We start from the raw sequence: 12,650 nt of genomic DNA, 5'->3' as shown, positions 1-12,650 counted from the left end.
CAACGCGAGTCGACTCGCGTTGTTCGTGAGGAATTCAACCGAAAGTCGGGCTGGCTCCATCCTGCCACGCCGGGCCCAGCTCCTCGGCCGTTCGGCCTTGATCAAGGGGCAACGGACAAGCAGCCCAGCCCAGCGCACGGGGATACGGGTTCATCCTGGATGAGTGTTGAGATGTGCTGATTCCTGAGGTGAAACCCTCGAAAAGCAGGAGCAAGATCGATGCGGCCTTGGCTTCGAAACATCGGTGCGGTCCTGGGATTGGGATTGCTACTGGGGGCGGATAAGCCGCCGGGTGAACTCGACATCTACTTCATCGACATGCTCGGCGGTGCCGCGACTTTGGTGGTCACGCCCGATCGCGAGTCCATTCTCCTCGACACCGGCTGGCGTGGTTTCGAGGACCGTGACCCGAAACGAATCGAGCACGTCCTCAAAAACGTGGCCAAGCTCGACCAGCTCGATCACCTGATGACAACGCACTGGCATGCCGACCACTTCGGTGGCGTTGAAGGCCTGGCAAAGCGCATTCACATCGAGCGATTCTGGGATCGTGGTCTTCCCGACCCCAATGCCCCCGACAACGACAAAGCCGCCTATCCCGACGGCCCGAAACCGAACGACCCGGCCGGGATCGCTTACCTCAAGGCGAGCTCCGGACGGCGAAAGTCATTGAAGGCCGGTGACACGGTTCCCCTCAAGGGAAACGTTTCGATGCTCGTACTCGCCTCCGGCGGCCAGGTGATCCAGACACCGGCCGGACCTCCGAATCCGCTCAGCGACTCGGCCCCGCCCGACCTGGAAGCCGACAAGAGCGATAACGCACGCAGTCTTGCCTTCCGGATCCGCATGGGCCAGTTCGACTTTCTCGACTGTGGTGACCTGACCTGGAACGTCGAGAAGGCCCTCGTCTGCCCCGTGGACCGAGTCGGACCGATCGACCTCTACCAGGTCACCCATCACGGCCTCGCGATCTCCAATCACCCCACCCTGCTCCAAACGATCGCCCCCACCGTGACGGTCATGAACAACGGCCCCAAAAAGGGGGGAGACGCAGCGACGGTCCGACGCTTGAGGTCAATCCCGTCGATCCAGGCCGCTTACCAGCTTCACAAGAACGCAGCGACCAGCGCGGCTGACAACACCGATCCGGCCCTGATCGCCAATACCGACCCGGCCGGCGGCCAGTTCATTCATGTCCGCGTGACCCCCGACGGCCGAAAATTCTCCGTGCAATTCGGCGAGGATGGACCAACGCGGACGTTCGATTCACGTTGAACCTCGAGCTGGAAGTGATCGGACGGGCTCATCGAGACACAATCTATGAGCCCAGTCCGCCCCCCTCGACCTCCCCAAGGAGCAAACGATGCGCCCTCAAAGTCTCATCCTGCTGACCCTCGCGCTCATCGCTTCGCCCGCGCTCGGCCAGGAGGCGAAGCTTGAGAAGATCTTCCCGTATCCGACGCAGAGGACGGACCTTGATAACGGCCTCTCCGTCCTCTCGGTCCCGTTCGATTCCCCAGGAATCATCGCCTACTACACCGTCGTTCGCACCGGCTCTCGGAACGAGGTGGAGCCAGGTCTTTCCGGATTTGCTCACTTTTTCGAACATATGATGTTTCGCGGCACCGATAAGTATCCGCAAGACGAGTACCAAAGTGTGGTCAAGGCCCTGGGCGCCGATGCCAATGCGTTCACGACCGATGACTGGACGTGCTACCACATGACGGTCCCCTCCTCCGCGCTCCCCACAGTTGTCGAGGTCGAGGCCGACCGGTTCCGCAACCTCAAGTACGACAAGGCCGACTTTCAGAAGGAAGCCAGGGCTGTCCTGGGAGAGTACAACAAGAGCGCGTCGTCACCGTTCCTGATCCTCAACGAAGCGATGCAGGACAAAGCTTACACGACTCATACTTACAAGCATACGACGATTGGTTTTTTGGCTGACGTCAAGGATATGCCCAACCAGTTCGACTACAGCAAGAAGTTCTTCGACCGTTGGTATCGGCCCGAGAACTGCACGATCGTCGTCGCCGGCGACGTCGATCACGACCGCCTCGTCTCGCTGGTCCGCAAGGAGTATGGAGGCTGGGAACGGGGAAAGGCGTCCGTGACGATTCCGGACGAGCCCGAACAAACCTCACAACGCTCCGCGCAGTTGACCTGGCCGTTACCCACACTGCCGATCCTCTATACCGGATTTCACATTCCGGCGGCCGACCCCAGAAACAAAGACATCGCCGCCCTCTCGGCACTGGCGCAGGCGGTCTTTGGTGAGACCAGTCCGCTCTACAAGAGCCTGGTGCTCGACGAGCAAAAGGTCGTTCTGCTCGCGGCAGACGCCGAGTTGAAACGAGATCCGGCGATGTTCACCATCGTGGCGCGCTTGCGACGATCGGAGGATCTGGGCGAGGTCCGCAAACGAATCGAAGCCGCCCTGGCCGATGCAGCCAAGTCGCCGGTCCCGGTCGCCCGACTCGAAGGCATCAAATCCCACCTTCGCTATGCCTTTGCCAACTCGCTCGACAGCCCCGACGCGGTCGCCATGGCCGTGAGTGAGTCGATTGCTCTCACCGGTCGGCCCGACTCGATGGAAGAACGCTATGCCGCTTATGATCGCCTCACTCCCGACGACCTGAAACGTGTCGCCGGCCGCTATTTTGCCCCGACGAATCAAACCGTGGTGATCCTCGAATCGGAGAAATCGAAATGACCGCGACCCGACGCGCCACGCTCGGCGGGATCCTGGCCCTCGCCCTTTTTCCGCTCGGCTCACACTGCGCCTTGAGCGATGACGCCATCAAGACCGCAGAAAAAGGAAAGTCCTCCCCCCTCTACCTACCGTCGAAATCGACCCCTCTGGTCGCGATTCGGTTCGCCTTCCGGGTGGGGTCGCAGGACGACCCGCGTGGCAAGGAAGGGCTTGCGGCCCTGACCGCCGCGATGATCGCGGAAGGGGGAACGACGGATCTTACCTACGACCAGATCCTCGAGAAGTTCTACCCGATCGCAGGGGCCCTTTCCTCGGCCTGCTTCAAGGAATCGACGGTTTTTTCTGGGGAGATTCATCGCGATAACCTCGCTGCCTATACGGCGCTGGCGACGTCGATGCTCACCAGCCCTCGATTCGCCGCCGACGACTTCGAGCGGCTCCGCAACGAGGCGATCGACTTCGTCTCGAAGACACTGCGGGGCGGCAACGACGAAGAACTCGGCAAGTGGACCTTGCAGGTTGAGTTGTACAAGGGCCATCCGTACGGCCACGTCGACCGCGGCACGGTTCAAAGCCTGAGAGCAATCACGATCGATGACGTCAAACAATTCTACAAGTCTCACTACACGAGGAGCGCCCTCAGGTTGGGAGTGGCCGGAGGTGCCGACGAAGCCATCCTGCCCGGCCTGATCAAGGGCCTCGCGTCACTACCGGCCGAAGGCACAGCCCCGCCCGCACTCCCAACGCCCGAGACGCCGCGTGGGCTCGATGTGACGATCGTGGAAAAACCGGCCGATTCGACGGCGATCTCACTCGGCTTTCCTCTGAGTCTGACGAGGCGCGACGACGATTTCTACGCACTCGCGATCGCCAACTCCTACCTGGGCGAGCATCGGACATTCAACGGCAAGCTGATGCAAGACCTCCGCGGAAAGCGCGGACTCAATTATGGTGACTATTCCTACATCGAGGATTTCGTCCAGGAAGGAATGAGCACCTTTCCCGTTCCGAATAATCCTCGCCGTCAGCAAGCCTTTACGATCTGGCTGCGGCCGGTTCCCCGCGACCGCACGGTCTTCGCACTTCGAGGCGCCCTGTGGGAGCTCGATCGTCTCATCGAAGATGGCATCCCCCCCGCCGATTTCGAGGCAACGCGCTCCTTCCTGCTCAACTACAGCAAACTCTGGGTGCAAACTCTCTCGAGGCGACTGGGCTATGCAATGGACGGCGAGTTCTACGATCGTGAGGATCTCGTCACCGAGTTCGCTCGTCGGCTTCCGAAACTCACCGTCGAACAAGTGAACGCCGCAGTCCGCCGCCACCTCAAGAAACCTGGGTTCAAGGTTGCGATCGTCGCCCAGGACGCCACGGCCCTCCGAGACTCACTCCTCTCCGGCAAGCCGACCCCGATCACCTACGATACCCAAGGGACTCCGGAGAGCATCCTCACGGAGGACAAGGTCATCGAGGCATTCCCTCTCAACGACGTGAAGGTCAAAATCATTCCCGTCGAACAAATGTTCGAGAAATAGAAGAGCGATCATCGATCGATCCCCCGCCATTTGCTCGTCGCAGACCGGCCAGGTCGTTGGGATTCGCCCCAATGGCCTGGCCGTCGGAAATGACTCCGGCGTTCTGCTCGACGACAATTACACTGGGGGGATTGAGCTTGTTCAACGCGAATGATCACGGCATCCTGGATCGAAGAATTGATTGCGGGCTCCCCTGCGTCATCCGCAAATGCAACCAACAGATGCAGCGAAAATCTTGGGCAGTGGCGATCATCGAGCCAGCTAACGAAATAACCTATGCGAATTCATCGGATTGATCTCAAGCTCGTGCGCCTTCCCTTGGTCCGGACATTTCGCACGAGTTCGAGCAGCAAGGATTCCATCACGCACATCCTGGTGCGGATCGAGACCGATCATGGGATCGGCTGGGGCGAATGCGCTTCACCGTCCGACCCCTACTACTGTCCCGAAACGACGGAGACGTGCTGGCACATCCTGAAGGACTTTCTCGCCCCGGCCGTGATCGGCAAAGAATGGGCGAACATTGACCAACTCGTGAACTTCTATCGACCCGTGAAGGGAAACAACTTCGCCAAGGCGGGGCTGGAGATCGCCTGCTGGGACGCTCTGGCTCGCCACGAAGGGAAATCTCTCGCCGCGATCCTGGGCGGAACCCGCCCGGAGATTGCCTCCGGAGTCAGCCTGGGGATCGAGCGCGATGTGGAGACCCTGTTCGGGCTGATCGACCAGTACCTTGGTGAGGGTTATCGCCGCATCAAGCTCAAGATTGCTCCCGGCTGGGATGTCGAGATCGTCCGAAGTGTCCGCGAGCGTTATCCGGAGATCGCGTTGCAGGTCGACGCAAATTCCGCTTATACGCTCGCCGATATCGACCATCTCAAGCAACTCGACCCATTCAACCTCCTGCTGATCGAACAGCCATTAGCCCATGATGACATCATCGATCACGCAAGGCTCCAGGCCTCCTTACGAACCCCGGTCTGCCTCGACGAGAGCATCCATTCCGCCGAAGATGCGCGGAAGGCGCTCGACCTCCAAGCTTGCCGCGTGATCAATATCAAGGTGAGCCGCGTCGGCGGGCTCCTTGAAGCAAAGCGGATCCATGACCTCTGCCTCGCTCGAGGCGTCGAAGTCTGGTGCGGCGGGATGCATGAGTTCGGGATCGGCCGCGCGGCGAATGTCGCGATTTCAAGCCTTCCCGGTTTCACATTGCCCGGCGACGTGTCCGGCTCGGACAAGTACTACCGCGAGGATCTCGTCGAACCGCCAATTCGGGCTGTGAACGGAGCCGTGACGGTTCCCCTCGGTGTCGGTCTCGGCTTTGAGCCGATCGAGGAGCGGATCGAGCAACTCTGCTTCCGTGAGTGGAGCTTGAAGGCCTGAACTTCCCCTCGAGAGAAACCATGCACGGCCCCGAGCTCCTGAACTGGATGAATCAACGACGAGAGACCATGCTCGCCGACCTGGCGACCCTGGTCTCGTACGAGTCGCCCAGCCGCGACAAAGCCGTACTCGACCCGTACGCGACGATGCTGGCAGGGCGATTCGAAGCGCTCGGAGGCGACGTCAACCTGATTGAAAACCGGGTCGGCGGCAATCATCTTGACGCCCGGTTCGATTTTCAACAGGTCGCCCCCCCTGCCCTAATTTTGGCCCATTTCGACACGGTTTGGCCCCTGGGGACCGTGGTCGATCGCCCGTTTCGCATCGAAGGTCCATGCGCTTATGGGCCCGGTTCGTATGATATGAAGGCGAGTATCATCCTGCTTGAAGCCGCGCTCGCGGCGCTTCAAGCGCTCGGTCTCTCGCCTCGTCGCCCGATTCACATTCTGATCACCTCGGATGAGGAGATTGGCAGCCCGACTTCCCGATCGCTCATCGAAGCGGCCGCGCGCGAGTGTGCCCACGCCCTCGTTCTCGAACCTCCTCTCCCCGGCGGCGTGCTCAAGACGGCCCGCAAAGGTGTCGGCGGCTTCACCATCGAAATCGAGGGGAAGGCCGCTCATGCCGGTGTCGAGCCCGAGAAAGGCATCAGCGCGATCAACGAGCTGGCCCTCCAGATTCCCAGGATCAATGCCCTGGCCAACCCGACGGTCGGTACGACGATCAACGTCGGGCGGATCGAAGGGGGAACAACTCCCAACGTCGTCCCCGCACATGCCATGGCGCGCGTCGATGTCCGCGTGGCGACGATGGATGAGGCCCAACGCATCGAGGAGGCGTTCCGCGGCCTGCAAGCGATTACTCCCGGGGCTTCGATTCAAGTCAGTGGGGGAATCAATCGTCCGCCGATGGAACGCACTCCGGCCAGCCGCGAACTCTTTGCAAAGACGCAACAGATCGGCCGTTCGCTCGGGCTTGAACTGGAGGAAGGATCGACCGGAGGGGGCAGCGACGGCAATTTTACCGCGGCTCTGGGCGTAGCCACACTCGATGGCCTGGGGATGCCGGGGGCGGGCGCACACGCGATCAATGAGCACATCCTCATTGAGAGTCTGCCCGAACGTGCAGCCCTGTTGGCGTGCCTGCTCCTGGAACTTTGAGGTCTTTTTCCGATGGCCGAAGAGATTACGATCCGACGCGCCGTGAGCGTCCACGACTATCATGCCTGCCAGAAAGCCCAGCGCCTCGCCTGGGGAATCGCGGATGACTCTTACGTGGTTCCCATCGCCACAATGGTCGGCGCCCAGCTACACGGCGGCGTCGTACTCGGCGCCTTCTTGCCGGACGGAGAGGCGGTGGGGATCTCCTTCGCATTCCTCGGACGCACCGGGGGGCGACTCTGCCTCTATTCGCAATTGACGGGGGTGGTTCCTGGCCGGCAATCGACCGGTCTCGGCTACCGGCTCAAAATGGCCCAGCGCGATGTCGCGCTCGAGAGTGGCGTCGATCTCATCGCCTGGGCCTTCGATCCGCTCCAGGCCGGGAACGCCCGCTTCAATCTGGTGAAGCTCGGCGCGACCTCAGGCCGCTACATCGACGACATGTACGGCCCCCGCACCGACGCGCTGAACCTCGGCGTCCCGACGGATCGGCTGATCGCCGAGTGGGACCTCTCCGCTCCCCCGCGACTTGAATCCACGACCGCTGAGGAGTGGTCGAGATTTCCTCACTTGATTGAATCCAATCCCCAGGCCGATGGATCCCGATCGGTCGTCAACACGCATGCCGCGGAAGGCGCCCACGTGCTCGTGGAAATCCCACAGGACATCGCAGGCCTGCGAGCGCGCGATGCAGGCATGGCCGAAGCGTGGCGACTCGCAGTTCGCGAAAGCTTGAGTGCTGCATTCACCGCCGGTTATCGTGCGGTCGGTTTCGTACAGGAGCGATCGGAAACCACGAGGCGCGAGTTCTACCTGCTCCAGCGTTAGGAGCAGTGGAGAACTCGACCACGGGTGTATGCAGGTTCCGCCCCAGGGCGGCGAACCCGCTCAGGCCGCGCTGATCTTTTGGGGGACGATACGGCCCGAGGTATCTTGGGCCTCGTTCCCTTCCTCGTGGTATTCGGCGTCGGTATTCACCTTCCAGGTGTCGAACTGACCCAGCCCGAGGATGTTCCGTGCGGCCAGTACCGCCGTCATCATCGAATGGTCCTGGTTATTGTATTTGTGCATACCGTTCCGCCCCGCCAACTCGAGGTTGGGCAGATGCTTGAGCCAGCCGCGGATCACGGCGAGATGCCCTTGATAGGCGTCGTCGTAGACCGGATAGGCCTTGGGCATCCTCACGACACAGCCGTCACTCACTTCGGACGCGGAGATTAGGCCCATCTTGTCCATCTCGCGCCGCCCCAACTCGATCAAGTCGGCGTCAGGCATGGTCCAGAGGTCATCCCCCTCGAAGCAGAAATACTCGAGTCCGAGACTGCTCTTGGTGGGGTCGGGAACCAGGTCGGGGGACCAGTTCTTGAAGTTCTGCACCCGCCCCAGGCGCACGTCCGGCTCATGGATGTAGATCCATGTGTCGGGAAAGGTCTCGGCCCGATCGACGATCAAGACCACGGTCAGGAAGTCACGATACCGAAGCGACTCGGCAGCCTTGACCACATCGTCGGGCGGCTGGGGGCTCATGCAGCGGATGAGCTCGCGGATCGGCAGCGTCGAGAGGAAGTTCTGGCCATGGTAGGCCGTCAGCTTGCCGTTGGCGTCCTTCGCCACGAACGTGGTCACGGCCGTGCCGTCGTGCTCGATCCGGACGACGCGGCGATCGAGATGCACCGCTCCGCCTTGCTCGCGAATCTTGTCACGCGCACATTCCCACATTTGCCCGGGGCCAAGTCGCGGATACTGGAACGACTCGATGAGCGTCTTGATCACCTCCCCGTTCGACTTGCGACTGCCGAACAGGGCGTTCGTCACGGCTCGGACCAGGCTGAGTCCTTTGATTCGTTGCGCAGCCCACTCGGCAGTGATCTCGTTCGTGGGCATTCCCCAGACCTTCTCGGTGTAGGTCTTGAAGAAGATTTCGAAGAGGAGCCGGCCAAATCGGTTAACGACCCAATCCTCGAAGCTCCGCTCGGGCTTGATTGGCTTGAGTGTCGCTTTGAGGTAGCTCGCCAGGATCAAGGTGGCTCGCCAGGGCCGAGCTTCATCAGGGCATCGACCGGTTTGAGCGGATAGTGGAAGAACTTGCGGTTGTAGTAGATCCGGCTCAACCGGGAGCGGGTGACGAATTGGTCGCCGAGGATTTCACGCCAGATCGCGTTGACCTCGGCGCTCTTCGAGAAGAAGCGATGCCCGCCAATATCGAACCGGTATCCCTTGTACTGATCGGTCCGGCTGATACCACCGACGAGGTTCGGGTCGGACTCGAGCACGACGCTCGAGTGACCGTGCTTGGTCAGCTCGTAAGCCGCGGTGAGACCTGCAGGGCCTCCTCCAGCGATCACCGTCGCATGAGAAGCGACAACGGCGATCCCGTCCGGGTCATCGACCTTGGTCCAGCGATGCGGCGGCAACCCCGAACGAACCTTCCCGGTTCGTGATGAATTGATGTCCATCATGGCCTCCCATCCTTTGGAGGTGCATCCGCTCGCCGGGGCGATCCCCGGTGCGTCTCAGTGGTCCCGGCTCGCGAGTGGGCCGACGCGAGTTTTTGGCATATTCGCGAGGAATGGTCAAGGTCGGCATTCACCAACCAGGTGAGAACGTCTCGCGAGAAAGTCGATACTGGGAACGACTTGTGAAATGATTCATCGAGAATCGGAAACTTTCACGACAATCGCCGCGAATATTTAAGCAGCCCACAGCCGGTGGTGGACTTGGAGACGTGTTCGAGTTCAGGCGTCCGCGCCCAGCAAATCCATATATACACAACGGACTACTGAATGTGCCGACACCCTGCCCGCTGGTCCCAGTGAAGTCCGTTCTCATGAGTTGGATCAGAAGCGGACAAGGCACTCAGCACGGTCCCAGAACCGACGCCTATTCCCGGGTACGAGCTGACGCATCTGCTGACCGAGCCCAATGGCATGCAAGCGAAAGAGCACGGAAGAGAATTGAAGACGGCCAGGATCTCGGGCAGGTCAAGCGACGCTTCACCTTCTCGACTCGCCCGAAACCAGGACAACGGGTGGCTTTGGGCAAGCAGCCGCGGGCCAACCGTCCTCCTTATTTTCAACTTCCGGCTCAAGTTTCGTTGTGAAGATCAACAGGCCGGATGCACCGCTTAGGCCGCCAGGATCTCGAGGGTTCGTTTGACGAATGCCGAGGCGGCGGCAAGGTTCTCGGCAGGTGGGGTTTTCAGCCCCTGTGCCCGTTCGAACGCGACGATATAACTGGCTTCGAGCAAGCCTGGCCGAACGTAGAGATTCTCGCAGGCCAGCATCAGACAGCGCAATCCCGCCTCCCGATAACCCTTCTGATAAACCAGGGCGCGCAGGCAGGAGAACATCGCCTCATAGCTCAGAAAACTGATGTCGGCGGGATCACCCTGGCCGGTCGCCTGGAGATTGGCCGCGGCCTCGAGCCGGTCGGCCGCCTTGGCGAGCAGAGCGGGGATCTTCTCAGGCGCCTGGTCGTCCTTGAACAGGTAGGGGCTGTCCAGGCATTTTTGCAGCGTGTTGATAATGGCCATCGCCGTTACGTCTCTCTTCGCGAGGAATCACGAACTCGGATAACCGTCGACCTGGACGCCGATCTCTCTCACGACCTCGGAGCAGGGACTGGCGTGGGAGCTGGAGGGGTCTGGCCAGGATCAACTGGAGGTGGTTGCGAGGTATCGTCCTGCAACGTTCCCGTGGAACCCGAGTCCGGAGCGCCTGAGGATTCGGACGAGGGATTGACCGCGGTACGGGCGTTCCCAGACAGCATTGGAATCGATGCACCCTTCATCATATCCATCAACGGAGCCGGGTAGATTCCGACGCCGATGACGACCGCCGTCGCAAGGACGATGGGCAACGCAATCGATGAAGAGGCGGGTGACAAGACCGAGCGACCGGGGTCGCGGAGGAACATGGCCTTGAGAACGCGCACGTAATAGAACGCGGAAACGACGCTGTTGAGCAGACCCAATGCCACCAGCCAGATCAAGGCGACCCGGGTCACCTGGTTCCCTTCCTGGTCGAGCGCCTCCATGAACATGTAGAGCTTTCCGAAGAAGCCCGCAAGCGGAGGCATGCCGATCAGTGAGAGCATCAGTAAGAGGATACAGGTTGCCAAGAACGGATAGCGGTACGCCAGTCCGTTCAGGTCGTCGATGTCGTCGCTCTGTTTATCGCGGGCGAGCCAGGCGGCCACGGCAAAGGCGCCGATATTGCTGAAACCGTAGATGACCAGGTAGAAGAGGACCGAACCGGCCGACTCTTGCCGCCGAACGGAAACACCCGCCGCCGCGACCCCCACCAGCATATAGCCGGCATGTGCGATGGAGGAATAAGCCAGCATTCGCTTCAGGTTCCGCTGCGCGAGTGCGGCCATATTGCCGTATGTCATCGTGACGGCCGACAGGACGACCACAATCCCGATCCAGCCGGGGCTCATCACCGAGGCATAGCTACTCCCCCAAGGTCGCAGAGCGACCAGTAGCACCTTCATCAATGCGATGAAACTGGCAATTTTTGACCCGGTGGCGATCCAGGCCGTGACCGGCGCGGGGGCACCTTCGTAAGCGTCAGGCGCCCATTGATGGAACGGCACCGCCGCAACCTTGAATCCAAAGCCGACCATGAGGAGGAGGACCGCCGTCGCTCCGGCAATATTACCCGACAAGCCCGTGGAGCTGGTGAGAATGGGACGAAGCACATTCGAGATGGCATCGAACCGCGTGGATCCGGTCAGTCCATAGATCAGGCTCAAGCCGAACAGGAAGAGCGCGGAGGAGACCGAGCCGTAAACGAAATACTTGAGTCCCGCCTCGGGAGACCGGCGTTTATCCTTCTCAAATGCCGTCATCAAGTACAGGCAGATCGTCATCAACTCGAGGGTCAGGAACAGGCTGAGCAGCTCATCCGACGCGACCAGCAGCATCATGCCCACAGTCGACCACAAGAGCAGCGCGAAGTATTCGCCCCAGTCTTCGGTGAAGGACCAGGACATCGACAGCCATGAGACCAATCCCAGCATGATCACCAGGAGGACGTTGAACGTCTCGGTCAGCAGGTCGTCGGAGAGGCTGCCAAGAAAGAGGCTCCGATCGGGAATGCTCACATAGTCGATGCCCGCGAAGTTCAACGTTTTCGCGAGGTCGTAGAGATTGAACCGAATGACGAACGGAAGGAAGGCCGCGCCCAGGGCAACGACGATCCCGAGCAAGGTTAGCTGGCCGGCGGCCTGTTGACGCCGCGCCGCAGTCCGGCTTCGGAAGACCGTCTGGTCGGCCATCAGCACCAGCAGTCCCCAGAACGCGAGAATCATCTCGGGTGCCAGGGCGTGGAAGTCGCGAAGGTCGAGAGACGGGATAGCGCTGGGAGGCATCGGCTATGGCCCTTGGTGGCGTTCGTTACGGTGCGGTATCCGCTCCGACTCCGGAGGACGCGAGCATTCCGTCGAGCGGGATCAGGGTTCGGACGATTCAAGGCCGGGACATCGAAGGGCATCGGCCGCGGCGGGTCGGATCGGGACGGGTCGAGTTCGATCAGCCGGAGAGGCTATCGAAACGATCCACGTCGGCCGAATGCCAGCGACGGTAACAAAGGAGGATCAGACCAATACCCACCGCCACCTCGGCCGCGGCGATCGTGATCACGAAGACGGCCATCATGACCCCGGTCAAGGCTCCTTCATCCGGAGCGGGGATCCCATACCGCCAGAAGGCGACCAGGTTGATGTTCGCCGCGTTGAGCATGATCTCAATCGCCATCAAGACGGCAATCGCGTTGCGGCGCAGTAAGACGCCCATCAGCCCGATCGAAAACGAGGCCGCGGCGAAATAGAGAAACCAATTCAACGGGATATCACGACTCATCG

9 protein-coding genes and 1 pseudogene are annotated in these 12,650 nt (G+C 60.9%); 6 read left to right on the top strand and 4 right to left on the bottom strand.

The window, feature by feature from the left end; translation table 11 throughout:
* Window positions 1-219: 219 nt before the first annotated feature.
* The 6 genes from V5E97_RS15865 (at window position 220) to V5E97_RS15840 (ending at window position 7,613) form a co-directional block, all read left to right on the top strand.
* On the top strand, window positions 220-1,275 hold the full coding sequence (locus tag V5E97_RS15865) for a ComEC/Rec2 family competence protein (protein WP_406700274.1): 1,056 nt from the start codon (window positions 220-222) through the stop codon (window positions 1,273-1,275).
* An 88-nt stretch (window positions 1,276-1,363) separates the two neighbouring features.
* Window positions 1,364-2,710: a M16 family metallopeptidase gene (locus tag V5E97_RS15860; RefSeq protein ID WP_406700273.1), complete on the top strand. Its 1,347-nt coding sequence runs from the start codon at window positions 1,364-1,366 to the stop codon at window positions 2,708-2,710.
* On the top strand, window positions 2,707-4,242 hold the full coding sequence (locus tag V5E97_RS15855; protein WP_406700272.1) for a M16 family metallopeptidase: 1,536 nt from the start codon (window positions 2,707-2,709) through the stop codon (window positions 4,240-4,242). The genes V5E97_RS15860 and V5E97_RS15855 overlap by 4 nt, the downstream gene beginning before the upstream one ends.
* Before the next feature lie 276 nt (window positions 4,243-4,518).
* Complete coding sequence (gene menC / locus V5E97_RS15850; protein ID WP_406700271.1) at window positions 4,519-5,625, top strand: o-succinylbenzoate synthase; 1,107 nt, start codon at window positions 4,519-4,521, stop codon at window positions 5,623-5,625.
* A gap of 20 nt (window positions 5,626-5,645) precedes the next feature.
* Window positions 5,646-6,785: a M20 family metallopeptidase gene (locus V5E97_RS15845; protein WP_406700270.1), complete on the top strand. Its 1,140-nt coding sequence runs from the start codon at window positions 5,646-5,648 to the stop codon at window positions 6,783-6,785.
* 12 nt (window positions 6,786-6,797) lie between these two features.
* A complete protein-coding gene (locus V5E97_RS15840; RefSeq protein ID WP_406700269.1) occupies window positions 6,798-7,613 on the top strand; it encodes a hypothetical protein in 816 nt (271 codons plus the stop codon).
* Between the two features lie 60 nt (window positions 7,614-7,673).
* Here V5E97_RS15840 and V5E97_RS15835 read toward each other — a convergent pair.
* The 4 genes and pseudogenes from V5E97_RS15835 to nuoK form a co-directional block, all read right to left on the bottom strand.
* Window positions 7,674-9,244, bottom strand: a pseudogene (locus tag V5E97_RS15835) (NAD(P)/FAD-dependent oxidoreductase).
* 665 nt (window positions 9,245-9,909) lie between these two features.
* The gene (locus tag V5E97_RS15830; RefSeq protein WP_406700268.1) at window positions 9,910-10,317 is read right to left on the bottom strand and encodes a hypothetical protein; all 408 of its coding nucleotides are present in this window, start codon (window positions 10,315-10,317) and stop codon (window positions 9,910-9,912) included.
* Window positions 10,318-10,385: 68 nt separating this feature from the next.
* Entirely contained in the window at window positions 10,386-12,158 is a 1,773-nt protein-coding gene (locus V5E97_RS15825; RefSeq protein WP_406700267.1) for an NADH-quinone oxidoreductase subunit N, read from the bottom strand.
* Between the two features lie 160 nt (window positions 12,159-12,318).
* Window positions 12,319-12,648, bottom strand: a complete 330-nt coding sequence (gene nuoK / locus V5E97_RS15820; RefSeq protein ID WP_406700266.1) for an NADH-quinone oxidoreductase subunit NuoK — start codon at window positions 12,646-12,648, stop codon at window positions 12,319-12,321.
* Window positions 12,649-12,650 lie beyond the last annotated feature (2 nt).

Origin of the sequence: Singulisphaera photorubra, assembly GCF_045290345.1 — a bacterium.
GTDB lineage: Bacteria > Planctomycetota > Planctomycetia > Isosphaerales > Isosphaeraceae > Singulisphaera.
Note: the sequence above shows the minus strand (reverse complement) of the source record. Positions and strands in the feature narration are given on the sequence as shown.